Source organism: Streptomyces sp. NPDC050263 (assembly GCF_040655955.1).
In the GTDB taxonomy this organism is placed as follows: domain Bacteria; phylum Actinomycetota; class Actinomycetes; order Streptomycetales; family Streptomycetaceae; genus Streptomyces.
In genome coordinates this window covers 1-23,047 of sequence record NZ_JBFAKW010000140.1, presented here as the reverse complement: position 1 = coordinate 23,047, position 23,047 = coordinate 1, and the positions used below count along the sequence as shown (strand labels likewise).

28 protein-coding genes are annotated in these 23,047 nt (G+C 69.5%); 22 read left to right on the top strand and 6 right to left on the bottom strand.

What is annotated here, in order from left to right:
- The first annotated feature begins 334 nt into the window (after window positions 1-334).
- The 8 genes from AB0J04_RS38855 (at window position 335) to AB0J04_RS38820 (ending at window position 9,662) form a co-directional block, all read left to right on the top strand.
- On the top strand, window positions 335-1,933 hold the full coding sequence (locus AB0J04_RS38855) for a hypothetical protein (RefSeq protein ID WP_363173357.1): 1,599 nt from the start codon (window positions 335-337) through the stop codon (window positions 1,931-1,933).
- Between the two features lie 2 nt (window positions 1,934-1,935).
- Entirely contained in the window at window positions 1,936-3,405 is a 1,470-nt protein-coding gene (locus AB0J04_RS38850; RefSeq protein WP_363173356.1) for an FAD-binding oxidoreductase, read from the top strand.
- 14 nt (window positions 3,406-3,419) lie between these two features.
- The gene (locus tag AB0J04_RS38845; protein WP_363173355.1) at window positions 3,420-3,902 is read left to right on the top strand and encodes a hypothetical protein; all 483 of its coding nucleotides are present in this window, start codon (window positions 3,420-3,422) and stop codon (window positions 3,900-3,902) included.
- Between the two features lie 15 nt (window positions 3,903-3,917).
- A complete protein-coding gene (locus AB0J04_RS38840; protein WP_363173354.1) occupies window positions 3,918-5,918 on the top strand; it encodes a GMC family oxidoreductase in 2,001 nt (666 codons plus the stop codon).
- Entirely contained in the window at window positions 5,915-7,087 is a 1,173-nt protein-coding gene (locus AB0J04_RS38835) for a ferritin-like protein (protein WP_363173353.1), read from the top strand. The genes AB0J04_RS38840 and AB0J04_RS38835 overlap by 4 nt, the downstream gene beginning before the upstream one ends.
- On the top strand, window positions 7,084-7,440 hold the full coding sequence (locus AB0J04_RS38830; protein WP_363173351.1) for an antibiotic biosynthesis monooxygenase: 357 nt from the start codon (window positions 7,084-7,086) through the stop codon (window positions 7,438-7,440). Before AB0J04_RS38835 ends, AB0J04_RS38830 begins: the two co-directional genes overlap by 4 nt.
- Before the next feature lie 117 nt (window positions 7,441-7,557).
- Window positions 7,558-8,256: a rhomboid-like protein gene (locus tag AB0J04_RS38825; protein WP_363173350.1), complete on the top strand. Its 699-nt coding sequence runs from the start codon at window positions 7,558-7,560 to the stop codon at window positions 8,254-8,256.
- Window positions 8,253-9,662 carry an FAD-dependent oxidoreductase gene (locus AB0J04_RS38820; RefSeq protein WP_363173349.1) on the top strand — a complete coding sequence of 470 codons (1,410 nt, stop codon included), beginning with the start codon at window positions 8,253-8,255 and terminating at the stop codon, window positions 9,660-9,662. The genes AB0J04_RS38825 and AB0J04_RS38820 overlap by 4 nt, the downstream gene beginning before the upstream one ends.
- A 133-nt stretch (window positions 9,663-9,795) precedes the next feature.
- On the opposite strand, the gene AB0J04_RS38815 is transcribed toward AB0J04_RS38820, so the two are convergent.
- Window positions 9,796-10,797, bottom strand: coding sequence for a zinc-binding dehydrogenase (locus AB0J04_RS38815; protein WP_363173348.1), 1,002 nt, complete (start codon window positions 10,795-10,797; stop codon window positions 9,796-9,798).
- Window positions 10,798-10,868: 71 nt separating this feature from the next.
- Between AB0J04_RS38815 and AB0J04_RS38810 the strand changes: the two genes are divergently transcribed.
- Window positions 10,869-11,579: a pentapeptide repeat-containing protein gene (locus AB0J04_RS38810; protein WP_363173347.1), complete on the top strand. Its 711-nt coding sequence runs from the start codon at window positions 10,869-10,871 to the stop codon at window positions 11,577-11,579.
- 192 nt (window positions 11,580-11,771) lie between these two features.
- Here AB0J04_RS38810 and AB0J04_RS38805 read toward each other — a convergent pair whose 3' ends face one another.
- Window positions 11,772-12,272 carry a hypothetical protein gene (locus AB0J04_RS38805; RefSeq protein WP_363173346.1) on the bottom strand — a complete coding sequence of 167 codons (501 nt, stop codon included), beginning with the start codon at window positions 12,270-12,272 and terminating at the stop codon, window positions 11,772-11,774.
- 6 nt (window positions 12,273-12,278) lie between these two features.
- Here AB0J04_RS38805 and AB0J04_RS38800 point away from each other — a divergent pair, with 6 nt between their 5' ends.
- Window positions 12,279-13,751, top strand: a complete 1,473-nt coding sequence (locus AB0J04_RS38800; protein WP_363173345.1) for a M1 family metallopeptidase — start codon at window positions 12,279-12,281, stop codon at window positions 13,749-13,751.
- Here AB0J04_RS38800 and AB0J04_RS38795 read toward each other — a convergent pair.
- Entirely contained in the window at window positions 13,732-14,685 is a 954-nt protein-coding gene (locus tag AB0J04_RS38795) for a bifunctional GNAT family N-acetyltransferase/NUDIX hydrolase (RefSeq protein ID WP_363173344.1), read from the bottom strand. The genes AB0J04_RS38800 and AB0J04_RS38795 overlap by 20 nt on opposite strands.
- Before the next feature lie 90 nt (window positions 14,686-14,775).
- Between AB0J04_RS38795 and AB0J04_RS38790 the strand changes: the two genes are divergently transcribed.
- Complete coding sequence (locus tag AB0J04_RS38790; RefSeq protein WP_363173343.1) at window positions 14,776-15,603, top strand: hypothetical protein; 828 nt, start codon at window positions 14,776-14,778, stop codon at window positions 15,601-15,603.
- Entirely contained in the window at window positions 15,587-16,327 is a 741-nt protein-coding gene (locus AB0J04_RS38785) for a Fic family protein (protein WP_363173342.1), read from the top strand. The genes AB0J04_RS38790 and AB0J04_RS38785 overlap by 17 nt, the downstream gene beginning before the upstream one ends.
- On the opposite strand, the gene AB0J04_RS38780 is transcribed toward AB0J04_RS38785, so the two are convergent.
- The gene (locus AB0J04_RS38780) at window positions 16,226-16,621 is read right to left on the bottom strand and encodes an ATP-binding protein (protein ID WP_363173341.1); all 396 of its coding nucleotides are present in this window, start codon (window positions 16,619-16,621) and stop codon (window positions 16,226-16,228) included. The two genes, AB0J04_RS38785 and AB0J04_RS38780, sit on opposite strands and share 102 nt — an antisense overlap.
- A gap of 225 nt (window positions 16,622-16,846) precedes the next feature.
- On the opposite strand from AB0J04_RS38780, the gene AB0J04_RS38775 reads away from it, so the two are divergent.
- Window positions 16,847-17,701, top strand: coding sequence for a helix-turn-helix transcriptional regulator (locus AB0J04_RS38775; RefSeq protein ID WP_363173340.1), 855 nt, complete (start codon window positions 16,847-16,849; stop codon window positions 17,699-17,701).
- Window positions 17,702-17,712: 11 nt separating this feature from the next.
- Window positions 17,713-17,922 (top strand): DUF397 domain-containing protein, encoded by a 210-nt coding sequence (locus AB0J04_RS38770; protein ID WP_363173339.1) that lies wholly within the window; start codon window positions 17,713-17,715, stop codon window positions 17,920-17,922.
- Here the strand turns inward: AB0J04_RS38770 and AB0J04_RS38765 are convergent.
- Window positions 17,868-18,443, bottom strand: coding sequence for a Scr1 family TA system antitoxin-like transcriptional regulator (locus AB0J04_RS38765; RefSeq protein WP_363173338.1), 576 nt, complete (start codon window positions 18,441-18,443; stop codon window positions 17,868-17,870). The two genes, AB0J04_RS38770 and AB0J04_RS38765, sit on opposite strands and share 55 nt — an antisense overlap.
- 134 nt (window positions 18,444-18,577) lie before the next feature.
- Here AB0J04_RS38765 and AB0J04_RS38760 point away from each other — a divergent pair, with 134 nt between their 5' ends.
- From AB0J04_RS38760 to AB0J04_RS38730, 7 genes are all read left to right on the top strand, one after another.
- On the top strand, window positions 18,578-18,805 hold the full coding sequence (locus AB0J04_RS38760) for a hypothetical protein (RefSeq protein ID WP_363173337.1): 228 nt from the start codon (window positions 18,578-18,580) through the stop codon (window positions 18,803-18,805).
- Window positions 18,783-19,310: a DUF6879 family protein gene (locus tag AB0J04_RS38755; protein ID WP_363173336.1), complete on the top strand. Its 528-nt coding sequence runs from the start codon at window positions 18,783-18,785 to the stop codon at window positions 19,308-19,310. The genes AB0J04_RS38760 and AB0J04_RS38755 overlap by 23 nt, the downstream gene beginning before the upstream one ends.
- 23 nt (window positions 19,311-19,333) lie before the next feature.
- Window positions 19,334-20,188 (top strand): DUF5753 domain-containing protein, encoded by an 855-nt coding sequence (locus AB0J04_RS38750; RefSeq protein ID WP_363173335.1) that lies wholly within the window; start codon window positions 19,334-19,336, stop codon window positions 20,186-20,188.
- Between the two features lie 109 nt (window positions 20,189-20,297).
- Window positions 20,298-20,483, top strand: coding sequence for a hypothetical protein (locus tag AB0J04_RS38745; RefSeq protein WP_363173334.1), 186 nt, complete (start codon window positions 20,298-20,300; stop codon window positions 20,481-20,483).
- The gene (locus tag AB0J04_RS38740) at window positions 20,483-20,731 is read left to right on the top strand and encodes a hypothetical protein (protein WP_363173333.1); all 249 of its coding nucleotides are present in this window, start codon (window positions 20,483-20,485) and stop codon (window positions 20,729-20,731) included. The genes AB0J04_RS38745 and AB0J04_RS38740 overlap by 1 nt, the downstream gene beginning before the upstream one ends.
- A 112-nt stretch (window positions 20,732-20,843) precedes the next feature.
- Window positions 20,844-21,068 (top strand): DUF397 domain-containing protein, encoded by a 225-nt coding sequence (locus tag AB0J04_RS38735; protein WP_363173332.1) that lies wholly within the window; start codon window positions 20,844-20,846, stop codon window positions 21,066-21,068.
- Window positions 21,069-21,158: 90 nt separating this feature from the next.
- Entirely contained in the window at window positions 21,159-21,641 is a 483-nt protein-coding gene (locus AB0J04_RS38730; RefSeq protein ID WP_363173331.1) for a hypothetical protein, read from the top strand.
- Between the two features lie 84 nt (window positions 21,642-21,725).
- On the opposite strand, the gene AB0J04_RS38725 is transcribed toward AB0J04_RS38730, so the two are convergent.
- Window positions 21,726-22,301 carry a TerD family protein gene (locus AB0J04_RS38725; protein WP_363173330.1) on the bottom strand — a complete coding sequence of 192 codons (576 nt, stop codon included), beginning with the start codon at window positions 22,299-22,301 and terminating at the stop codon, window positions 21,726-21,728.
- 165 nt (window positions 22,302-22,466) lie between these two features.
- Here AB0J04_RS38725 and arfB point away from each other — a divergent pair, with 165 nt between their 5' ends.
- Window positions 22,467-22,916 (top strand): alternative ribosome rescue aminoacyl-tRNA hydrolase ArfB, encoded by a 450-nt coding sequence (gene arfB, locus AB0J04_RS38720; RefSeq protein WP_363173329.1) that lies wholly within the window; start codon window positions 22,467-22,469, stop codon window positions 22,914-22,916.
- The last annotated feature ends 131 nt before the right edge of the window (window positions 22,917-23,047 follow it).

Genomic DNA, 23,047 nt, shown 5'->3' with positions numbered 1-23,047 from the left:
AGTACGTCCAGTACGAGGACTTCCGGCCGGCACACCGAGAGCACGCACCGGACGCCGCTCCTTGACGGGCAAACGTTGCCTGCCGCGGCACTAGCAGTCCCGTGCATTCGTGCGAGGCGGATTGTCGGTCCGGGCGGATGTTCCCCGAATCTCACCCGTACGACGGGTTTGGCGTGCGTGTCCCTGCTCCGGCGGAGTGAATGCCTTTGGCATGCGCAAATCTCATGTCGCTGCACATCTGCGCACGTAAGGGCCCGTTCATGCCTTTCACATATGCGGAAGGCATTCGAGTCGCCATGGTTATGCATGCCCCTTTTAGGCGAATGAGGGTGTTATGGCAATCGACCTGAAGCAAACGGCCATCGATCCGGACATCGCGGTGCCACCGACCCGCAACACCGTGCAGGAGATGAAGGCGGCCCTGGGCGACCTCCAGGGCAACATCCTCAAGAGCCACGGGCGCGACCACAGCGCGCATCTGTTCGTCACCTTCCCGGTCGACAGCCGCGAGAAGCGCGAGAAGGCCCGGAAGTGGCTGGCGGGCATGGTCTCCGCCGGGCGGGTCACCTCCGCCCTCCAGCAGTGGGACGAGGCGAAGGCCTACCGGGCGGCTCAGGAGACGGTCCACGGCAACGGCGCGGTGTCGTCGGCGGACGCCGAGGCGCTGTTCAAGTCCGCCAGCGACGCCTTCCACGGCGTGCTGATCTCGGCCGACGGCTATCGCGATCTCCGGATCGACCCGGCGTTCCTGCCCGACGACCCGTCCTTCCGCCTCGGGGCGAAGAACCGCATCGCCGACCTCGACGACCCGCCGCTGCGGCAGTGGGAGGAGAACTTCAAGGGCAAGCTGCACGCCCTCGTCATCGTCGCCGACGACTTCCCGGACCGGCTGGAGTGGATCGTCGCGGAGCTGAGGGGCGAGCTCGGCGCTCTCGACGCCGTCCTCGGCGAGGAGACCGGCACCGCGATGCGGCTGGACGCCAAGGGCCGGCCCGACGCCGACGCCCCGGTCCGCGAGCACTTCGGGTTCGTCGACGGGATCAGCCAGCCGCTGTTCTACGCCCGCGACATCGAGCAGGCGCGGACCCGGCAGGGCGGCATCGACGTGTACGACCCGAGCGCCCCGCTCGATCAGGTGCTGGTGAAGGACCCGGGGGGCGACAAGAGCACCGCCTACGGCTCGTACTTCGTGTACCGCAAGCTGGAGCAGAGCGTCGGGGGCTTCCGCCACGGTGAGCAGGTCCTCGCCAAGAGGATCGCTGAGTACGCCCACCCGAAGAACAAGGCGCCCACGGCCGAGGACGTCGCCCTGGCCGGCGCGTACATGGTCGGCCGGTTCCAGGACGGCACCCCGGTGGTGGACCGCGAGGTCGCGGGCCTGGGCCCGCTGCCGAACAACTTCGACTTCGACGGCGACCCGGACGGCGTCCGCTGTCCGTTCCAGGCGCACGTCCGCAAGACCAACCCGCGCGGCGACAAGCAGCGGCAGTTCGGGCAGCCCCTCACCCAGGAGCGGACCCAGCGGATCGTCCGCCGGGGCATCAGCTACGGCGAGGTGAGCCTGACGCCGGATCCGGAGCAGCCGGTCGGGCTGCTGTTCCTGTGCGCGCAGAGCAGCATCGCCGACCAGTTCGAGTTCATCCAGATCCAGTGGGCGAACAACAAGAACTTCCTGCGCGAGTTCAGCGGCCTCGACCCGGTGATCGGCCAGCGCAAGCCCGGGGTGGACCCCCCGGAGGAGTTCCCGGCCAAGTGGCCCAAGCTGTACGGCTCCCGCAACGAGCTGGACTTCTCGAAGAACCCGCCGGAGCCGGTGCCCCACACGTTCACCGAGCAGGTCGGCGAGTGGGTCACGATGAAGGGCGGCGAGTACTTCTTCGTCCCGAGTCTCAGCGCGCTCAAGGCGTTCGGCACGGCCGAGGAGAAGAGCTGACCGTGGCCGACCACCGTTCAGCCGTCGGTGACCTCGCCCGCAGGCTCAGCGGCTATGTCTGCGAGCCGGGCAGCGCCGAGTACGCCGAGGTCGTCGCCATCGACAACGGCCGTACCCGTACGCCCCCGGCGTACGTGGTGCGTGCCAACGCGACCGCCGACATCGCGCTGGCCGTCGAGTTCGCGCAGCGCACCGGGCTGGCCATGACCGTGCGCGGCGGTGGGCACAGCGCCGCCGGGTACTGCCTCAACCGGGGCGGGGTGGTCCTGGACCTGGGCCTGATGAAGGCCATGGAGCTGGACGAGGACACCGACCGGCTGACCGTGCAGATGGGCGCCACCTGGCACGACGTGTACGGGTTCTGCGCCCGGGAGGCGGCACCGCTCATCCCGGTCGGCGGCGGCTGTCTCACCGTGGGACTGCCCGGGTTCCTCCAGGGCGGCGGCTACAGCTTCGTCTCCCGCTCCTACGGGCTCGGCAGCGACAACGTCACCGAGATCGAGCTCGTCGACGCCGCCGGCCGGCTGCGCACGCTGAGCGCCGACGCCGACGCCGAGGAGGACCGGGACCTGTTCTGGGCGTGCCGGGGCGGAGGCGGCGGCAACTTCGGGGTCGCCGTCGAGATGACCCTCCAGCTGCACGAGCCGCCCGCCGCCACCGTCCTCGGCGGGCAGCTCTCCTTCCCGCTGGAGCGGGCCATGGAGGTGATCGAGGCCTACGACGACTGGGCCGCCGAGCTGCCTGACGCGATGGCCGCCTACGGCTACGTCGGGCACGAGGTCGACCCGGCCGAGCCCACCCGGAAGATCCCCGTGTTCCGGATCACGCCGGTCTACAACGGCGCGTACGCCGACGGCGTCGACCTCCTTCGGCCGATGCTCCGGCTGGACCCCTTCGACGTGCGGCTGTACTCGATGCCCCTGCCGACGCTGGAGTCGACCATCGGCCGGTCCACGCTGGTGGGCGACCGGCAGGCCTACATCCGGTCCGGGATGATCGACGACGACACGGGCTGGGACCAGGACATGATCAGGTCACTGACGGAGCAGATGGCCGTCGCTCCCTCGAAGGACAGCTTCGTCGTCTGGACCCACGGCCGCGGCAAGGTCCTCGACCTGGCCGGCGAGGACGCCGGTCCCTACCCGCACCGCGACAAGCGCTATGTCTTCGAACTCAAGGCGATCTGGAACGACCCGGCCGACACCCGGGCCAACGTGGAGTGGGCCTACGACGTCGGCGAGGCGCTCAGCGACGACTTCGACGGCGCGTACGTCAACTACATCGACCCGCTCCAGAAGGACTGGGCCACGGCGTACTACGGCGACAACCTGGACCGCCTGAAGGCGATCAAGAAGGACGCCGATCCGAACGGCTTCTTCCACTTCCAGCAGTCCGTCGACTCCGACTTCGAGCCGGACGTCAGCCGCCCGCTGGACCTCAGCCCCCTCAACCGCACCATCGTCCCCTCCTGACCTGGAGCACCCGTATGTCCGACGGCATCTCCACCCGTTCCACCCCGAAACAGATCTTCACCGACCTGTCCGCCGTCCTCACCGGCTTCGACCGGGTCGAGCTGGCCGGCACCGGAATGATCGACACGTACTACGACACGCTGCTGCGGATCATCGGCGAGCGCGAGGCGGGACAGCTGTTCCGGTACGCGGCCGAGGCCCTCAAGGAGGACGAGGGGCACGACGGCCACGAGTCCGTCCAGGCGAAGGTGATCGACGACAAGCGCTTCGCGCCGGTCGTCGTCAGCCTGATCAAGCTCTGGTACCTGGGCAGTTGGTACCCGCTCTCCGGCACCTACCGGGACGAGAACGGCTCGACCGCGGACGACGTCGAGCACGTCGTCTCCGCCCAGGGCTACCGCGAAGGACTGGTCTGGGTCGCCGCCGGGACCCACCCGATGGGCGCCAAGCCGCCGGGCTTCGGCTCCTGGGCCGAGCCTCCGACCCTGATCTCCTGAGCCCGAGGAAGCGTCATGAGCGACACCCCCACCTCAGCCAAGACACCCGACTACGACATCGTGCTGGTCGGCGGCGGCATCTCCACGGCCACCGTCGCCAAGACGGTCATCGAACAGGCCGCGGCCCAGAACCCGCCCCGGCATCCCCGCATCCTCGTCCTGGAGGCCGGCCGGGCCACGGCCATGAGCGCCGACAAGTACGACACCTATGTGGAGGCGTACCACGAGGCGCTGATCAAGGTCCCCAACGCCCCCTATCCCGCGAGCGGTTCGGCGCCGCAGCCCGACGTGCTGGACATCGCCCGCACGCCCAGCGACAAGGGCTGGTTCGTCCAGCAGGGCCCGCTGCCCTTCGGCAGCGACTACGCCCGCTCGCTCGGCGGCACCACCCTGCACTGGCTCGGCACCTGCCTGCGGATGCTCCCCAACGACTTCAAGCTGCGCTCGAAGTACGGCCGCGCGGTCGACTGGCCGATGACGTACGAGGACCTGAAGCCGTACTACGAGCGGGCCGAGTGGAACATCATCGGCGTCTCGGCGAACGTGGCGGACCAGCACTACCCCGGGATCGGCGACAAGCCCGAGGAGTACTTCAAGAGCGCGAACACCGCGAAGTTCCCGGACGGCGTCTACCACTTCCCGATGGAACGGATCCCGTCCAGCTACCTCGACGACTACCTGGCCAAGATGTGCGCCGGCCTGACGATCCGGCTGAGCGACGACAGCGGCACGCTCCACCCCTTCCCGATCAAGATCAGCAACACCCCCGTGGCCCGCAACTCCACCCCCGCGAAGCCGAAGACGGGCAAGGCCTACCAGGTCATCGGCGCCGTCGGGAACGTCGACCAGGGCACCCGCTGCGAGGGCAACTCCAGCTGCATCCCGATCTGCCCGGCCCAGGCCAAGTACAACGCGCTCAAGACCCTGTACGACCTGATCGTCAACTACCCCGACCGGCCCGGGGAGAGCGGCAAGCCGGCCAAGGCACGGGTCGCCGTCCGCAGCCAGTCCGTCGTCATGCGGGTCGAGCACACCCAGGCGAAGGGCGGACAGGGGACGGTCACCGGCCTCACCTACAAGACGTACTTCGAGGACGGCAGCCCGCCGGTCGAGAAGACGGTGACCGCCGACGTCTACGTCCTGGCCGCCAACGCCATCGAGAACGCCACCCTGCTGCTCGGCTCCAAGGCCGCCAACAACAGCGGCCAGGTCGGCCGGAACCTGATGGACCATCCGCTGCTGCTCACCTGGGGCATGTTCCATCACAACGTCGGCGCCTACCGGGGCCCCGGCTCCACCTCCGGCATCCCCGCCTTCCGGGACGGCGACTTCCGCAAGGAACGCACCGCCTTCCGGGTGGAGATCGGCAACTGGGGCTGGAACTTCCCGGAGAACGCCCCGTACGACACCGTCCACGACCTGGTCGGCGGCGGCAAGGACGGGAAGGTGCTGCTCTACGGCGCGAAACTGCGCGAGCGGCTCGGAGAGATCCTGCCCCGCCAGTTCCGGATCGCCTGGGAACTGGAGCAGGACCCCGAGGCGACCAACCGCGTCACCGTCGACGACCGTCACAAGGGCCCGCTGGGGCAGCACCGTCCGGTAATCCACTACGACCTCTCGGACTACGTGAAGGCCGCGCTGCCCTGGGCGGCGGACGCGAGCAGGCAGCTGTTCGCGCACCTGGACATCGCGGGCCATGTCAGCCGTCCCGACTACGAGCCCGGCGACTACACCCACTACGACCCGAGCGACGCCATGGCGGTGGAGTACGCCGGCGAGACCTACTGGGTGCGCGGCGCCGGGCATGTCGTCGGCACGCACCGGATGGGCGCCGACCCGGCGAAGTCCGTCGTCGACCGCGACCAGCGCAGCCACGATCTGCCGAACCTCTACATCGTCGGCTGCGGCAGCATGCCGACGCTCGGCACCTCCAACCCGACGCTCACCATGACCGCGCTGGCCATCCGCACGGGCGACCGGATCGCCGAGGAGCTGAAGAAGGTGAAGCACAAGTGAGCGAACCGAAAGCGATCGACAACCTCAAGGACCTGAAGGCCGCCCTGCAGTTGGCCATCGGCTTGGAGCTCAGCACCATCCCGGTCTATCTCACCGCGCTCTACTCCATCAAGGAAGGCACCAACACCGACGCGGCGCAGACGATCCGCAGCGTGGTCATGGAGGAGATGCTCCACATGACCCTCGCGGCCAACGTCCTCAACGCCATCGGGGAGACGCCGAGCATCGCCCCCGTCGAGTTCCAGAAGCGCGAGAACCTCAGCCCGGTCCCCAGCTACCCGCTGATGAGTCCGCTGATCTCCGAGATCGGGACGCTGGACCTGCTCCCGCTCACCCCGGAGGCCGTCGCGAGCTTCGTCAAGATCGAGCACCCGCTGCACGGCGCGGCCAGCCTGCGGGGGATCGACGTCGGCGAGTGCAGCTACCGGACCATCGGCGAGTTCTACGAAGCGATCAAGAAGGCGCTGAAAGACCGGAAGATCTGCAAGGACGACAAGGCCTTCCAGCACGGCCACCAGGTGCCGGCCGACCAGTACTACGGGGGCGCCGGCTCGGTCGTCGAGGTGACGGACCGCGCGTCCGCGCTGGCGGCGATCCAGAAGATCGTCGACGAGGGCGAGGGGCTGCCCGAGGAGCGGCTGGGGCAGAAGGCCAAGACGGTCACCGACAAGGACGCGCTCATCAACGGCTGGGAGATGTACTCCCACTACGCCCGCTTCCGTGAGCTCCAGACCGGACGCCGCTTCCGCAGCACCCAGAAGGCCGCCGCCGAGCCCGAGGGCGCGTTGCTGCTCGTCGACTACGGCGCGGTCCACCCGGCGCTGCACGTTCCGCGCAACGGCGACAGCGCGGGCGACGCCGAGGACACGGCGCTGATCGAGTTCGACCTGTTGTACTCGGCGCTGGTCGACGACCTCTACCTCGCCTTCTCGGGCGAGCCGAAGCAGGTCCGGAGCGGGCTCGGCGACGGCGGCGAGGTGTCCGAACCCGCGCTGCCGGTGGCCGTCCACACCATGTTCGGGCTGAAACGGAGCGCCATCGCCCTGATGCGGACCCCGAACCCGGCCAAGCGGGGGTACACGCTGTGCCCCCGCTTCTCCTACGTGCCGATCGACGAACGGCGGAAGCTGAGCGAGTACGCCCAGGAACTGAAGGAGCGGAGCCGGTGATCTCCATCGTCACGAAGTGGTGGCATGTCGAGGGCAAGCGGGAGGAGGCCATCACCGCGCTGAAGGAACTCGTGCTCCAGACCGAGAAGTACGAGCCCGACACCTACATGTACTGCCTGCACACCTCGATCGTGGAGGGCTCGCTGCCGCCGCCCTCCGAGAACGAGATCATCTTCCTCGGCGCGTGGAAGGACCGGCAGGCCTTCGACGACCACCGCGTCGGGCCGGTCTTCACGAACTGGCTGGCGCAGCACCTCGACCTCTTCGTGCTGAACGGCGGCAAGCTGTACGTCAGCGCGGAGTTCGCCGACCGGTTCGCCGGCTTCGTGCGGCAAGAGGCCGTCGGCGGCTGACGGGCTCAGGTCGCAGGTCTCAGGTCTCAGGTCTCAGGGTGTGCGCAGGAGGCGGGCGATCTCCAGTCGTTCCGCCTCCGGCGGCCGTCCTCGACGTCCCGGACGATACTGGGCTGTGTGAAACGGCTCACAGGAACTTCCGGGGTCCGACGGGTCCGGCGGGCGGTGTGGGCGTATGTGCGCAGCGCGCCCGGCACGTATGTGTGGCTGACGATCCTGTTCTTCACCACGGTCGCCCTGCACCACATGTCACCGGAGTTCGAGCAGGAGTTCCTGCGGCAGCGGTCCACCAACATCCATGAGCTGTCCCGGCATCCGGTGCGGGTGCTGGTCGCGAGCGCGATGTGGATCGACGGCGGCCACTGGCTGCCGTACGTGGCGCTGTACTCCGTCTTCCACGCCCAGGTCGAGCGCTGGCTGGGGACCGCGCGCTGGCTGGCGGTCTGCGCGGCCGCGCATGTGCTGGCGACGCTGATCAGCGAGGGCGCGCTGGCGCGGGCGATCCACGAGGGGCTCGCGCCGAAGTCCTCGGTCAACACCCTGGACGTGGGCGTGAGTTACGCGCTCGCGGGGGTGGTCGCGGTGCTCGTCTACCGGATCCGTCCGCCCTGGCGGTACGCGTATCTCGCGGTCGTCCTCGCCGTCTACACGGTCCCGATGACGGCCGGGCCCACCTTCACCGACTTCGGGCACGTCGTCGCCGTGTTCATCGGACTCGGGTGTTGTCCGCTGGTCAGAGGGCGGCCGGGCGGGCGGGAGAGTGTGCGGAATCCGAAGGAGACAGTGGGCACGCCGCCGGGTAGCGTCCGGCCATGAGCAGCTCGGCGAGCGGTCCGGTCAACGGTGGCATCTCCTTCTGGTACGCGGACGACGGTCTGCCCGCGGTGCGGGAGCCGCTCGGCGGCGACGCCTCCGCCGACGTCGTGATCGTCGGCGGCGGGTACACCGGGCTGTGGACGGCGTACTACCTGAAGCAGGCGGATCCCGCGCTGCGGATCGTCGTCCTGGAGCAGCGGTTCTGCGGATACGGCGCTTCCGGGCGCAACGGCGGCTGGCTCTACAACGGCATCGCGGGCCGCGACCGCTACGCGAAGCTGCACGGGCGCGACGCCGCCGTCCGTCTCCAGCGGGCGATGAACGAGACCGTGGACGAAGTCGTCCGGGCGGTGGCGGCGGAGGGCATCGACGCGGACGTCCACCGGGGCGGTGTGCTGGAGGTGGCCCGGACGCCCGCGCAGCTCGCCCGGCTGAAGGAATTCCACGCGCACGAGCTGTCGTACGGGGAGGACGACCGCGAGCTGTACGGCGCCCGGGAGACCGCCGAGCGGCTGCGGGTCGCGGGGGCCGTGGGGTCGAGCTGGACCCCGCACGGGGCGCGGGTGCACCCGGTGAAGCTGGTGAAGGGGCTGGCGGCGGCCGTCGAGGCGCTGGGGGTCGAGGTGTACGAGTCGACGCCGGTGACCGAGATCCTCCCGGGGCGGGCCGTGACGCCCTACGGGACCGTGCGGGCGCGCCATCTGCTGCGCTGCACGGAGGGGTTCACGGCCGCGCTGAAGGGCGAGAAGCGGACCTGGCTGCCCATGAACTCCTCGATGATCGCCACCGAGCCGCTGACCGAGGAGCAGTGGGCCGCCGTGGGGTGGGCGGGGCGCGAGGCGCTCGGCGACATGGCGCACGCCTACATGTACGCCCAGCGCACGGCCGACGGCCGGATCGCGCTCGGCGGTCGCGGGGTGCCGTACCGCTTCGGTTCGCGCACGGACAACGACGGGCGGACGCAGGCGGCGACCGTGCGGGCGCTGCGCGAGATCCTGGTCGACTTCTTCCCGGCGCTGGCCGGCGTGCGCGTCGAACACGCCTGGTCGGGCGTGCTGGGCGTGCCCCGCGACTGGTGCGCGACGGTCACGCTGGACCGCGCCACGGGACTCGGCTGGGCGGGCGGTTACGTCGGCTCGGGCGTGGCCACGGCGAACCTGGCGGCGCGGACCCTGCGGGACCTGGTGCGGCAGGACCGGGGGCAGGGCGACGGCCGGACCGAGCTGACCGAACTGCCGTGGGTCGGGCACCAGGTGCGCCGCTGGGAACCGGAGCCGTTGCGCTGGCTCGGCGTGCAGGGCATGTACGCGACCTACCGAGCGGCGGACCGACGGGAGACGGAACGCCATGCCGCGGGGTCGTCCCGGCTGGCGCGGCTGGCGGACCGGGTGGCGGGACGACACTGACGTGCTGCGCGGGACGACACTGACGTGCTGCGCGGTGCGCCGCCGGTGATCGGTCTCCGTCCCGTTCAGGCCACCTGCTCCGGTACGGGGGCTGGGCCGGGAGGCCTTGAAGCCTGACGCCACGAGTCAAGGGCTACCGCACCCTCGGGAGGGGCGCGGGCACCAGCACCACCTTGCCGGTCGTTCCGCGCGTCTCCAGCGCCCGATGGGCGGCGGCGGCCTCGGCGAGCGGGAACGTCTGCACGGCCGGGACCAGTCGGCCCGCGGCGGCTTCGGCGAGGGCGCGCAGTTCCAGGGCGCGCAGCCCGCCGGCCTTCTCGATCATCACCGGCCCGAGCACGGACGTGGACACGCCCTCGACGAAGTAGCCCTGTCCGCCACGGATGCCTTCGGCGGACCAGCCGAAGACGAGATGACTTCCGGCGGAGGGCTCGGGGCCGAGCAGGGCCACGGCCTCGCGGGCGACCTCCCCGCCCACCCCGTCGAAGACGACCGTGGCGGCCCGGCCGTCCAGGTGCGCGCGGACCTTCGCGGGCCAGCCGGTGTCCGTGTAGTCGACGGCGAGATCGGCGCCGGCTGCCCGGACCTGCGCCGTCTTGGCGGGTCCCCCGGCCAGCCCGACGACCGTCGCGCCGGCGTTCCTGGCGTACTGCACGAGCAGCGTGCCGATGCCGCCGGCGGCCGCGGGCACCACGGCCACGGAGCCGGGCCCGAGTTCGGCGAACTGTACGATCCCCAGCGCCGTACGGCCGGTGCCGATCATCGCGACGGCCCGGGCGTCGTCCAGGTCCGCCGGGATCTCGTGCACGCGTTCGAGGTCGGTGACGGCGAGTTCGGCGTAGCCGCCCGGCGCGAAGCCGAGGTGGGCGACGACGCGCTTGCCGAGCCAGGCGGACGGGACGCCCTCGCCGAGCGTCTCGACGACCCCGGCGACCTCGCGGCCGGGGATCGTGGGGAGGGCTGTCGGGGCGGGGGCCGGGCCCTGGACGCCCTCGCGCAGGGCGGTGTCCAGGAGGTGGACCCCGGCGGCCCGGACGGCGATACGGACCTGGCCGGGGGCGGGAAGCGGGTCCTCGACCTGCTCGTGGACGAGGTTCTCGGCGGGCCCGAAGGCGTGGAGGCGGATGGCGTGCATGCGGACCACCCTTCAACCTCAAGTTCGCTTGAGGTCAAGGGACTGTCAGTGGCGGGGTGCAGGATGGGGGCATGGCGAGGCGAGCGGGTGCGCGGACGGGCGGACCGAACAGAGGCAGCGGCGGCGGGACGGGCGTGAAGGCGGCGCGGCGGCCGGAGATACGGCTTCCGGAGCTGGTGCCCTACGAGGGAGGGGAGCTGGAACCGGACGGGGACTACGACGGAGTGGAGTTCCGCGACCGCGACCTCACCGGGCAGGACGGGGCGGGGGCCCGCTTCATGGACTGCGCGCTGACGGAGTGCGCGCTGGACGGCACGGGCCTCAAGAGCGCCCGCGTTCTCGACTCGGTGCTCACCGGCATCCGCGGCGTCGGCACGAACCTGGCGGACGCGAGCCTGCGGGACGTCGAGATCGTCGACGCCCGCCTGGGCGGCACGCAGCTGTACGGGGCCGTACTGGAGCGGGTGCTGATCCGCGGCGGGAAGATCGACTTCCTGAACCTGCGGCAGGCGCGGCTGCGGGACGTCGTCTTCCAGGGCTGCGTGCTCGTCGAGCCGGACTTCGGCGGGGCCCGGCTGGAGCGGGTCGAGTTCGTGGACTGCGCGGTGAAGGCGGCGGACTTCACCGCGGCGACCCTGACCGACGTCGACTTGCGCGCAGCGGTGGAACTCGGCATCGCGGCGGGCGTCGACCGGCTGGCGGGGGCGGTCATCAGCACGGCTCAGCTGCTGGACCTGGCACCGGTGCTGGCGGGACAGCTGGGGATCAGGGTGGAGGGGTGAGGGCGCAGGGGTGATGAGGGCGCAGGGCTAGTGCCGCGGCAGGCAACGTTCGCCCCGTCGCGACGCCCGCCACGCACTCTCGCCGCACCGGCCGAAAGCCCAAGTACGTCCAGTACGAGGACTTCCGGCCGGCACACCGAGAGCACGCACCGGACGCCGCTCCTTGACGGGCAAACGTTGCCTGCCGCGGCACTAGCCGATCCGGGGGAAGCGGGCCTGGAGGGTCCAGATCGCCGGGTTCTCCGCCAGGTCCTCGTGGAGGTCGGTCAGGTCGGCGAGGAGGTCGTGGAGGAAGTCGCGGGCCTCGCGGCGGAGTTCGGCGTGGGAGAAGGTGAGCGGGGGCTCCTCCGGCGGCATCCAGTCGGCCTCGATGTCCACCCAGCCGAAGCGGCGCTCGAAGAGCATGCGGTCGGTGGACTCGGTGAAGTCCAGTTCCGCGTGCTGCGGGCGGGAGGCGCGGGAGCCCGCGGGGTCCTGGTCGACCTGCTCCACGATGTCGCACAGCGCCCATGCGAAGTCCAGCACCGGCACCCATCCCCAGGCTGTGGACACCTCGCGGTCGGCCTTGGTGTCGGCGAGGTAGACGTCGCCGCAGAACAGGTCGTGGCGCAGGGTGTGGACGTCCGCGCGCCGGTAGTCCATCTGCGGCGGGTCCGGGAAGCGGTTGGAGAGGGCGTAGCCGATGTCGAGCACGAGGTGATGGTGTCATGCCCTCGTAGGATCGTTGATGTGTCCCGAACCGTGCGCTCCGTCCCGGCCGCCGCTGCCTGTCTGGCCCTTCTACTCACGGCCTGCTCCGGTGGCGACGCCGAGGGAACCCGAGGGGCGTCGGGCGTCGGCGACCCGTACTTCCCGAAGGCGGGCAACGGCGGCTACGACGTCACGCACTACGACCTCAGCCTCGCCTATGCCCCCGGGGGTGCTGCCGGGGGCGCTTCCGGGGCCTCCCCGGTCCTCACGGCCACGGCGGCGATCACCGCCCGCGCCGAGCAGGAACTCGCCTCCTTCCAGCTCGACCTGGACGGACTGGACGTCACCGAGGTCACCGTCGAGGGCGACCGGGCCCGCTGGAGCCGTACGGGCCAGGAACTCGTCGTCCGCCCGGCCGACACCCTGCCCGAGGGCGAGACCTTCGAGGTGCGGATCCGCTACTCCGGCAGCCCGCAGACGATCACCGATCCGGACGGCTCGAAGGAGGGCTGGCTGCGGACGGCGGACGGGGCGCTGGCGCTGGGCGAGCCGACCGGCTCCATGGCCTGGTTCCCCGGCAACCACCACCCGTCCGACAAGGCGTCCTACGACATCGCCGTCACCGTCCCGAAGGGCCTGACCGCCGTCTCCAACGGCGAGTTGAGGAGCGAGAAGGCCACGGGCGACGGTCGCACGACCTTCACCTGGCACACCGCCGAGCCGATGGCGAGCTACGCGGCGACGGTCGCGATCGGCCGCTACACGGTCACCCGGTCCGTCACCGAGGAGGGCGGCCTGCCGGTGTACACGGCGGTCGACCCGTCCCAGACGGCCGCGAGCCGCGCGGTGCTCGCACGACTCCCCGAGGTCATGGAGTGGGCGGAGTACAACTTCGGCCCGTACCCCTTCTCCTCCACGGGCGCGATCGTCGACCGCCCGGAGGACTCCGCCTACGCCCTGGAGACCCAGAGCCGTCCGGTCTACCCCGGCGCGCCCGACACGGCCACCCTCGTCCATGAACTGGCCCACCAGTGGTTCGGCGACTCCGTCACCCCGAAGACCTGGCGGGACATGTGGCTCAACGAGGGCTTCGCGACCTACGCGGAGTGGCTGTGGACGGAGGACGAGGGCGGCGCGACGGCCGAGCAGACGTTCACCGCCCTCTACGACGACGGAGAGGAGGAGTACGAGGACCTGTGGGAGTTCCCGCCGGCGCACCCGACGACCGCCGCGCAGGTCTCCGCCGCTCCCGTCTACCAGCGCGGCGCGATGGTGCTCCACCGCATCCGCCGGACGGTCGGCGACGACGCCTTCTACGACATCGTCCAGGGCTGGGCCGCCGCCCATCTCCACGGCAACGCGAGCACGGAGGACTTCACGGCGTACGTGGAACGGGCGGCGCCGGACGAGGACTTCACGTCGATCTGGACCGACTGGCTGTACGGCAGCGGCAAGCCCGACCTCACGCAGGCCGGTCGGTGAAGTCGTCGAGCAGCCGGGCGAGTTCGGGCGGCCACACCGGTTCGGCCGGGGCGCGCAGCTCTTCCCGGCTCCACCAGCGCCAGCCGAGGATGCCGTCCGTGGCGTGGGAGGCGGCGAGATGCGGGCCGGCAGGTTCCCGGCGCGGGCCGCGGGCGACGTAGATGCGGTCGATCTGGTGGACGAGGATCCTGAAGCGGGTGAAGTCGTGCTCCCACACGCACAGCAGCGGGCCGGGCGTCAGATCCGCCCACCCCGTCTCCTCGCGCAGCTCGCGCAGGGCCCCCTCGACCGGGGTCTCCCCCGCGTCCAGCCCGCCGCCGGGCAGCGCCCAGTGCACACCGGAGTCCTCGCTGTCGTAGCGGAAGAGGAAGACCGCGCCGTCGGGGTCGAGGACGACGACGCGTGCGGCGTGCCGGATCCTGCGGATCGGCTTGCGCAACACGGCGCAGGGCCGCCCGAGTTGACGATCGGGCCGGTGGTCGACGATTTCGTACCCGAGCGCGGTCCAGAAGGCGAGCCCCTTGGGGTTGGCGTCGAGGACGGCGAGCCGCAGGCCCATCCGACCGTCGTCCCGGAACCGATCCTCGACCCGCTCGACGATCCGGCGACCGTAGCCCTGCCCCTGCACCCCCGCGTCGACCATCAGCAGCCCGATCCAGGGATCGGGATCGGCGGGGTCGGGATGCCGGGCGAGGAGGATCACCACTCCGACGAGCCGCCCCTCGCTGCGCGCCAGCAGCACCTCGACCTCGGGATTCGCCAACTCCTCCGCCAGCGCCGCCGCCACCTGCTCGGGCCGGATGTCGTCCGGGTCGGGGAAGTCACCGCTGAGCGCCTGGAACTCGCGGTCGGAGGCGTAGAGGGCGGTGAGTTCGGTGAGGAGGGGGCCGGGGATGTCGTGGTCGGGGGTGAGGGGGAGCGGCTCCAGAAGCATGGGCGCAGGGTAGCGGGGTGCAAGGTGGCGACCCGGGCATTTAATCTGTTTGAAGTCTCCAGCAGTGTTCGGGATTCTGGGGTCTCCCTGATGTCCGCCGAAGAGTGGGAGAGCCCGGCCCTGGCGTACAACCGAGACACCTTGCCCTTCCCGGAGAACCGCGTGCCCCCCATCCCCAGCGCGCGCTGGCTGACCTGGGACGAACTCGATCCGGCCCGTCACCCCTTCGCGTGGGACGAGGACGAGGAGGCCACGCTCAGCGCTCTGATCCGGGAGTGGGTTCCGCCCGTGCTCTCCGGGATGGCGGGCTGGTGGCAGGGCGAGAACTGGTGCGCGGACCAGGTGGACGCGATCATCCGGGAGCGCTACGGGAACTGGGCCACCGGATGGAACTGGTGCTACCGGTACGGCGGAGTCATCGGCAGCTGGGTCACCGGGGCCACCTCGGTGACGACCCCGGACGAGACCGCGGCCCGCGCCGTCGCCGCCCTGCTGGAGTGGCGGGCGTGGCTGGAGCGACTGGCCGAGCTCTTCGAGGAGTTGGCCCCGGCCCCCGAAGCCTCCCCCGAGGAACGCAGCTGGCATCTGGAACGGGCCTCGGTCCGGCTCGTGACGCGCGTCCTGGACTCCGGCGCGGAGGGCGGCTGGCACGGGATGGCCGCGCGGACGATGACGTGGTTCCTCAGCACCACCGGCATGGACCCGGCCGAGGCCGAGCGGGCGGTGGAGACCGCGATCGGCGGCCGCTTCGAGAGCTGGACGGACCCCGGAAGCACGCTGATCGACTCGGTGGGCGAGGACCTGGCCGTCGCCCTGACCGGCCGACTCCCCTATCAGGACCACCGCGAGCGGGCGGCCCTGGAGGAGTTCCACGACCGGAGGTTCTCTGGCCGGGGGTTCCATGACCGCCGCCGCTGACAGGGCCGGTGGCAGCGCCGCCGACAGCCTGGCTGTCTGGCGACGGGTGCGCCGGGAGGTCGACTGGCAGCGCGCACCGACACTGGACCGGGGGCTTCCCGGACGCGACGGTTTCCGCGCCTGGTGCGCGGGTCCGGTCCGCCGACGGGACCCCGTCCGCGCCGAACGCCTCCTCCGCGCCCACGCCTTGACCCTCGCCGACGCCGCATGCCGCGCCCCGCTCGACTTTGCCCTGCTGACCGGCTGGCAAGGCGAGGTGCTGGGGGAGGCGAGGCCCGTTTTCCGCACGGGTGACGCCTACGCCAAGGCCGGCCGCGAGCGCTACGGCCTGACCCCGCACACCCGGGCCGACTTCGCCGCCTGTCTGCGCGAGGCGACCGACCCGAGCCTCCCGCTCGCGGCGCGCGCGGCCCGTGCGTACCTCGACGTGGCCTTCTTCCACCCCTTCGAGGACGGCAACGCCCGAGCGGCCCTGCTCACCCTGGTCCATGTCCTGGCCCGCGAGGACGTCGTCCTCCCCGAGGTCGGCCCTCTCCACATCACCCGCTACCCGGACGACCCGGCGGGAGCGGCCGACCTGGCCACCCTGATCGACGTGCTCAACCGTCGCCGCGGCAGCTCCTCAGAGCTCGAACCAGACGTGTTTGCCGCCTCGGCCGGACGAATCCGAGGGATGCGGCGACCCGACGCCCCAGTCGTGCGCCATCGCCTCGACGAGGAGTAGGCCGCGTCCGTGCTCTCGTCCCGGATCGGTCGCGGGCAGCTGGGGAGACCCCGGTTCGTCGTCGTACACGCGGACGCGTACGCGGTTGTGGCGTACGACGGCTTCGAGACGGACGGCGAGCGAGGTGGTGTGCAGGTTGACGTTCGTCACGAGCTCGGAGACCAACAGGCGGGCGGCGTAGCTGAGTTCGGGGTGCCCGGTGGCCTGGAGAAGAAGGGCGACCGTATCTCGACAAATCTTGGGACTGGAGGGGGAGTTGGGGGCGCGGAGGCGGTAGATCTGCGGGGGATGCATGAGCCTCGTTTCCGGGTCTGCTTCTGGCGATGAGGATGCGCGGGGAGGGCCACCGTGGCTCGGGCACCGGATGTCGGTGACTGCACTGCGGGTTCACTGGAGCCGCGCGCTGACGTTTTGAAGGTAGGGGACATAGTTGTGCATGGGCAAGCATGTCCCCACGGCTCACCCGAACGAGTGGGCCGGATCGGCGCGGGCCGTGTCCGGCGCTGGTAGGAAAGAGACATGCCGCTGAGAGAGAACCCCACCGCCCGCCAGGTCCGACTCGGTGCTGAACTGCGGAAGTTGAGGGAGCTTGCGGGCAAGGCGGCTCGGGAATCCGCAGGCCTGCTTTCGACCGACCAGGCGAAGATCAGCCACATCGAGTCCGGCCGTATCGGCATCAGCGAGGAGCGGATCCGACGTCTCGCGATCTTCTACTCATGCGACGACGAGTCGCTGATCGAGGCGCTGTGCACCATCGCCCGCGAGTCACGGGGGCAGGGCTGGTGGGATGAGTATCGGGGTGTGCTCGCTCCCGGCTTCCTCAATATCGCAGAGTTGGAACACCACGCGGTTTCTCTGCGGAGCGTTCAGACCATGAGTGTCCCGGGAGTTCTGCAGACCGAGGGATATGTGAGGGCGATTCACAGCACGTACGCGGCCGCACTTCCCGCCGTGGAACTCGATGCGCGGGTGGAGTTCCGGCTGCGTAGGCGAAGGATTCTCGATCGTGACGTGCCGACGCCGTTCGCTGCCGTGGTGCACGAGGCAGCCCTGCGTATGCGGTTCGGCGGTCGCAAGATCGCCAAAGAGCAGCTTGAGTTCTTGCTTCTGGCCTCGGAACGGCCGACGGTCACCGTCCGCGTCATCCCGTTCACCTGCGAGGAGTTCATCGAAGCGACGTATCCGCTGATGTACGCGCGCGGAGTCGTGCCCCAACTCGATACCGTTCAGATGGACAGTCCCGCCGGTGGTTTCTTCGTGACGGCCGCCTCTGAACTCAACAAGTACCGGAATCTTATCGACGTCGCTGAACGCGCATCGCTCGATGTCGAGAAGTCCCGGCAACTCATCCACGACATCGCGCGAGAATTGTGAGAGCCCACGGTATGTCTCTTCGGTGGCAAAAGTCCTCCTTCTCAGGAGTGGAAGCGGAGAACTGCGTCGAACTCGCCCACGCCGCCCCTCGCCTCCTCCTCCGCGAGAGCGAGGCCCCCACCACCGTGCTCACGGTGTCCCCCGTGAGCCTGCTGGCCCTGATACGTCAGGTCAGAACGGTCAGTTCGGCCTCGATCAGTTCACGAGCCTCCTGCCCGTAGACCGCCGACCGCTCCAGCAGGGCGAACGCCTTTTTGTAGACGGCGACTTCACGTTCATCCTTGACGTCGAGCCTCGCCGAGAAGGTCTCGACATGGACGTGGCGTCCGTCGAAGATCGTGAAGGAGTGTCCGAGGTAGAGAGCGAGTTCTGCCCGCGCCGGAATGACACCCAGCTTCAGCCCTGGCAGTGCGAGCGCGTTGAGGGGGTGGGTCAGCTGGCCGCGCATCACCTCGGTGCCGCCCCAGATTCGTGCGCAGGGCCTGCTCGCTGAGCAGTGCGTGATAAGTGCGGCCATCCTGCCCGATGAACTGAGCGCGCGCCGCACGCCGAGCGGCCCCCGCTTCGACGTCGTCGGGGATCCCATGGAAGTCGACCACTCTCCGGAAGACGGCCTGGCGTAGTCCTCGGTCTGGAGGTTGCCCCAAATGACGTTGTTGCAGTAGTGACGCGAGTCCCGCGTTCCACGCACCAGCTCCAGAAACTTGTCCTGCACCGGCCCTGTTCGCTTGGGCTGCGTCATGCGGGGAGCTTTCCACCGCTCCGCCGGCTACGAACCTTAAACCCCTGCAAGTACGCGCAAGTTCAGTGCGCCCGCCCACCTGGAGCGTGCAAGCTCGGTGGAAGAGATCGACAACCCTCGACACGGAGGAAGCCATGGCTCTGCATCTGCTGGGCAAGGACCCGGAATCACCGGAGGGTAAGTCTCCGACGGTGTACTACGACGACGTCACGGACAACTATCTGGTTCAGGGCTGGAAGGTCCTGGATGCCGACCGGCTGTCGGAGCTCGACCTTCCCGAGCATGAGACCGTTGTCGAGATTCCCAAGCGAATGGTGCAGTTCTTCCCGGAGGTGAACGGTGGCGGAGGCACCGGCGTTTGACGAGTTGTTTCGGCTGGCCAAGAGATCTGCGGTGCACCTGGAGATGCGGGACGGCTACATGCAGTCCGATCCAGAGTACGTCGCGTGGCGGAACGGCTCTCGCGGTACATCGCGCTACCTCGACCAGGCGACGAGCCCATGGCTCGCACTGATTCGTGACACTGCTGGCCGAGGTGTCACAATCCGCCGGGCACGTATCGTTTCCGAGCCGGTGACGGACTACATCCGTTTCGAGCATCACGTGACGACGGGGAATGTCGCGGCGGGGGAGCAAGTGCGTTGGCTACCTCGCCGACGGGCGTCGGATATCGCGCTGCCCGGCAACGATTTCTGGTTGTTCGACGACAGTCTCGTCGTGTTCCTGCACTTCACCGGAGACGGAGAGCTCTCCCCGGACGGCGACGAAGAGCGTACTGCCGATCCGGCGGTGGTCCGATTGTGCTCGACTGCCTTCGAATCAGTGTGGGAGCGAGCTGTCACACATGAGGAATTCGAAGTTACCTGAGCTGATTTGACGGGATCATCGCATTGACCGCGTCACCAGCCTCGGCCGTCCAGGAAGCACGCAAGACCCTGGGCAAGAGGCTCCGGGAGATTCGCCAGGCGGCGGGGTTCGCCACGGCACGGGCGTTCGCTGCCCGTGCCGGTTGGCATGAGTCGAAGTCCTCCAGGATCGAGAACGGCGTAACACTCCCCTCGGAGGAGGACATCATCGTCTGGGCTCAGACGTGCGGCACGGAGGACCAAGTCGCCGATCTGATCGCTACTGCGCGCGGCATAGAGGAGATGTACGTCGACTGGCGTCGACTGGAGCGTGCGGGCCTGAAGCATGTGCAGGATTCTGTTCTGCCGCTGTATGAGAGAACGCAACGGTTCCGTTTCTATCAGTCATGGGTTGTTCCAGGGTTGCTGCAGACACCCGACTACGCCCGGGCTGTGCTTGAGACGGTTGCGTCAATTCGTGACGCTCCGGGGAGCGTTGCGGACGCTGTCGCTGCACGAATGGCGAGGCAGCACATTCTTCATGCCGCCGGTCACCGCTTTGCATTCCTCGTCGAAGAGTGGGTTCTGCGCACGGTCGTGGGGGACGCCGAAGTCATGGCGGCCCAGCTCGGGCAGCTCATCACTCGGGCGTCGCTACCATCGGTGAGCCTGGGCATTATTCCTATGGGCAGGCCCCGTGGGCATGCCTGGCCGACCGAAGCGTTCTCGGTTTTCGATGACGAGAGGGTGGCTGTCGAACTTGTCAGCGCACATCTCAATCTGAGACAGCCCGATGGAATCGCTGACTACGCACGTACCTTCGCCGAGCTGGCAGGAATTTCCGTCTACGGGGAGCATGCAAGGAAATTGATCGTCTCCGCCCTCGATGCCCTCGGGTGACTGTGATTTCCCAGAATAATTCGCCTGCAAGCTCGTGCAAGACCATGGACCCGTAGGTTTCCTGCTTCTTACGGTCGTTGCATCGGCCACAGCAGTTGGGGAGGCACCCATGGAGACTCAGAAGTCGAAGGGCTATCGCCTGGCTGACCCTCCGGCGGAGCCCTCCGCCGAGCCGGGCTGTGCCGTGTGTCTGTCCCTCGGTGTCGCGAGACAAAACGCGCGCTCCAGCGGTGACTTCAGCGCCGTTTCGGATCGCAACGTCGAACTGCGCGCGCACCACGCCGAGGCCCACTGATGGACATGCAGACCTGGCGGGACAGCCGCAGTCGGGCGGACGCCGCGACGACGGCGCTTCGTGAGGCGCTGGTCGCCCTTGGTCTTCCGGAACGGGTGCAGCGGCATCTGCGGCCGTTGGTCACCCATTCCGGGTCGCCGTTCGTGCACGTGGGCGTGGTCCCCGCCGAGCACATCGAGCGAATAGCGGAAGCGCTTCGTGCTGCGGGCGCGTCGGCGCAGGAGGTACACGACTCCCACTCCGGTTAACGCACATAGCCCCTACCCCCCTTCCTCCTTTCGGCTCCCGTCCTCACGGGCGGCGGCGGTCGCGCATGCAGGCGTGGTCGTGTCAGGTGATCAGGAAGGTGCAGTGGTGCGAATGCTGGACGGAAGTGATCTGTACGCGCTCGACATCAGCGGGGTCTCGTTCGTGAAGGCGTGCGGTGGTCCCTGCAGCGAGGGATGCGTGACCTTGGCCCGGATCGGTGACGGTTCCTGGGCCCTCGGGGACAGCAAGCGGCCGGACGCGACGCCGCTGCGGTTCACGACGGAGGAGCTGGACGCCGCCGGCATCGACCCGGCGCGGTTCGGACTGTCTGTCTGACGTTCCTCCCGCCTTTCGAGTCCTCGGTCGGCCCTGCCCGCTCCCTCTTCACCGGGTGGGGCCGACCCCTCTACCCCTACGGGACTACCGGTGCATCATCACGGCTACCTCTGGACCGGCCCCAAGCAGCGCTTCGACCAGGAAGCGTTGCGTCGGCCCCCGCATCCCGAGCCGCCCCCGGCCGACAGTAGGCCGGAACTGTTCCAGCGGTATCGGGAGGTGGCCGCGGAGTTCCCCACCTCCGATCTTCCGCCGCTGGAAACAGCACTCTGGCTGATGAAACCGCCCTCGCTCGTCCGGGGGACCTGGGAGGAGCCGAAGGAAGCAGCGGCCTGGCTCGGGGGGCGGCTGGTCGAGTACGCGCCCCGGTTCGCCGCCGAGGGCGACTGCGACGCCTTCCGCTTCGCCCGCGTCGTCGAGTCGGCCGCAGCGCAACTGGCGTGCGGCGGTGATGTGTCGTGCGGCTTCTACCTCGAACGCCCCGCATATCTGTCCCTGGCGGTGGTCACCTGCTCGCCGAACCGCTCGGTTCCTCAACTGCCCTGCCCTACGGCTGAGGGGGAGCGAATGTAAGTGAGGCTCCCGAGACGCGCCGAGGCCCGGCCGGGTGGACCGGCCGGGCCTCGTTGCCTGCGGCGTATGCGCTGGGCGGGTGGGTCAGACGTTGACGCCGAAGTCCGTGGCGATGCCGACGAGGCCGGACGCGTAGCCCTGGCCGACCGCGCGGAACTTCCACTCCGCGCCGTTGCGGTAGAGCTCGCCGAAGACCATGGCCGTCTCGGTCGCCGCGTCCTCCGAGAGGTCGTAGCGGGCGATCTCCGCGCCGCCGGCCTGGTTGAGGATGCGGATGTACGCGTTGCGGACCTGGCCGAAGTTCTGCGAGCGGTTCTCCGCGTCGTAGATCGAGACCGGGAAGACGATCTTCTCGACGTCGGCCGGGAGGCCGGCCAGGTTGACGTTGATCGCCTCGTCGTCGCCCGCGCCCTCGCCGGTGCGGTTGTCGCCGGTGTGGACAATGGTCTGGTCCGGCGTCTGCTTGTTGTTGAAGAAGATGAAGTGGGCCTCCGAGTACACCTTGCCCTCGGGGTTGACCGCGATCGCCGAGGCGTCGAGGTCGAAGTCCGTGCCGGTGGTGGTGCGGACGTCCCAGCCGAGGCCCACGGTGACGGCGGTCAGGCCCGGAGCCTCCTTGGTGAGCGAGACGTTGCCACCCTTGGACAGGCTTACAGCCATGGTTGGGAGTCCTTCCCTCGTTGTGTATGGCTTCGCGCGGGTACGAAGCTACAGCTATCCCTATGAACGCAGCGAAGGGTGGCCAAGGTTCCCCGCGACTCCCTGTTTCTTTACTTTCTTTACCAAGGGATATTCGCGTGACTCGGGGGTGGGCGGGGCGGGAACATGGTGGGCATGTCTGGTCCCTATGTCGTCCGCGGCTCCGTCTCCCTCCCCGAGGCCGAGCTCATGTGGCGTTTCTCGCGGTCTTCGGGGCCGGGCGGGCAGCACGTCAACACCAGCGACTCGCAGGCGGAGCTCCGGTTCGACCTCGCCCGCACCGAGGCGCTGCCTGAGGTGTGGAAGGCGCGGGCGCTCCAGCGGCTGGCCGGGCGGCTCGTCGACGGCGTCGTCACCGTCCGCGCCTCCGAGCACCGCTCCCAGTGGCGCAACCGCGAGACCGCCGCCGTGCGCCTCGCCGCCCTCCTCGCCGAGGCCACCGCCCCGCCGCCCAAGCCGCGTCGGCCGACCCGGATCCCGCGAGGGATCAACGAGCGCCGGCTGCGGGAGAAGAAGCAGCGGTCGGAGACGAAGCGGGGGCGGGGGCGGGGCGGGAGCGGCGGCGACTGGGGGTGAGCCCAGTGAGGGTCCGTGCGCCTGCCCCTCCTGGTTCGTCTAGTGCCGCGGCAGGCAACGTTTGCCCGTCAAGGAGCGGCGTCCGGTGCGTGCTCTCGGTGTGCCGGCCGGAAGTCCTCGTACTGGACGTA

What these genes read in the sequence shown, in the direction of transcription:
- AB0J04_RS38855 (WP_363173357.1), top strand. Translation starts at nt 335, where the DNA reads ATGGCAATCGACCTGAAGCAAACGGCCATCGATCCGGACATCGCGGTG.
- AB0J04_RS38845 (WP_363173355.1), top strand. Translation starts at nt 3,420, where the DNA reads ATGTCCGACGGCATCTCCACCCGTTCCACCCCGAAACAGATCTTCACC.
- AB0J04_RS38840 (WP_363173354.1), top strand. Translation starts at nt 3,918, where the DNA reads ATGAGCGACACCCCCACCTCAGCCAAGACACCCGACTACGACATCGTG.
- AB0J04_RS38820 (WP_363173349.1), top strand. Translation starts at nt 8,253, where the DNA reads ATGAGCAGCTCGGCGAGCGGTCCGGTCAACGGTGGCATCTCCTTCTGG.
- AB0J04_RS38815 (WP_363173348.1), bottom strand. Translation starts at nt 10,797, where the DNA reads ATGCACGCCATCCGCCTCCACGCCTTCGGGCCCGCCGAGAACCTCGTC.
- AB0J04_RS38810 (WP_363173347.1), top strand. Translation starts at nt 10,869, where the DNA reads ATGGCGAGGCGAGCGGGTGCGCGGACGGGCGGACCGAACAGAGGCAGC.
- AB0J04_RS38800 (WP_363173345.1), top strand. Translation starts at nt 12,279, where the DNA reads ATGGTGTCATGCCCTCGTAGGATCGTTGATGTGTCCCGAACCGTGCGC.
- AB0J04_RS38795 (WP_363173344.1), bottom strand. Translation starts at nt 14,685, where the DNA reads ATGCTTCTGGAGCCGCTCCCCCTCACCCCCGACCACGACATCCCCGGC.
- AB0J04_RS38790 (WP_363173343.1), top strand. Translation starts at nt 14,776, where the DNA reads ATGTCCGCCGAAGAGTGGGAGAGCCCGGCCCTGGCGTACAACCGAGAC.
- AB0J04_RS38785 (WP_363173342.1), top strand. Translation starts at nt 15,587, where the DNA reads ATGACCGCCGCCGCTGACAGGGCCGGTGGCAGCGCCGCCGACAGCCTG.
- AB0J04_RS38780 (WP_363173341.1), bottom strand. Translation starts at nt 16,621, where the DNA reads ATGCATCCCCCGCAGATCTACCGCCTCCGCGCCCCCAACTCCCCCTCC.
- AB0J04_RS38775 (WP_363173340.1), top strand. Translation starts at nt 16,847, where the DNA reads ATGCCGCTGAGAGAGAACCCCACCGCCCGCCAGGTCCGACTCGGTGCT.
- AB0J04_RS38770 (WP_363173339.1), top strand. Translation starts at nt 17,713, where the DNA reads ATGTCTCTTCGGTGGCAAAAGTCCTCCTTCTCAGGAGTGGAAGCGGAG.
- AB0J04_RS38765 (WP_363173338.1), bottom strand. Translation starts at nt 18,443, where the DNA reads ATGACGCAGCCCAAGCGAACAGGGCCGGTGCAGGACAAGTTTCTGGAG.
- AB0J04_RS38760 (WP_363173337.1), top strand. Translation starts at nt 18,578, where the DNA reads ATGGCTCTGCATCTGCTGGGCAAGGACCCGGAATCACCGGAGGGTAAG.
- AB0J04_RS38745 (WP_363173334.1), top strand. Translation starts at nt 20,298, where the DNA reads ATGGAGACTCAGAAGTCGAAGGGCTATCGCCTGGCTGACCCTCCGGCG.
- AB0J04_RS38740 (WP_363173333.1), top strand. Translation starts at nt 20,483, where the DNA reads ATGGACATGCAGACCTGGCGGGACAGCCGCAGTCGGGCGGACGCCGCG.
- AB0J04_RS38735 (WP_363173332.1), top strand. Translation starts at nt 20,844, where the DNA reads ATGCTGGACGGAAGTGATCTGTACGCGCTCGACATCAGCGGGGTCTCG.
- AB0J04_RS38725 (WP_363173330.1), bottom strand. Translation starts at nt 22,301, where the DNA reads ATGGCTGTAAGCCTGTCCAAGGGTGGCAACGTCTCGCTCACCAAGGAG.
- arfB (WP_363173329.1), top strand. Translation starts at nt 22,467, where the DNA reads ATGGTGGGCATGTCTGGTCCCTATGTCGTCCGCGGCTCCGTCTCCCTC.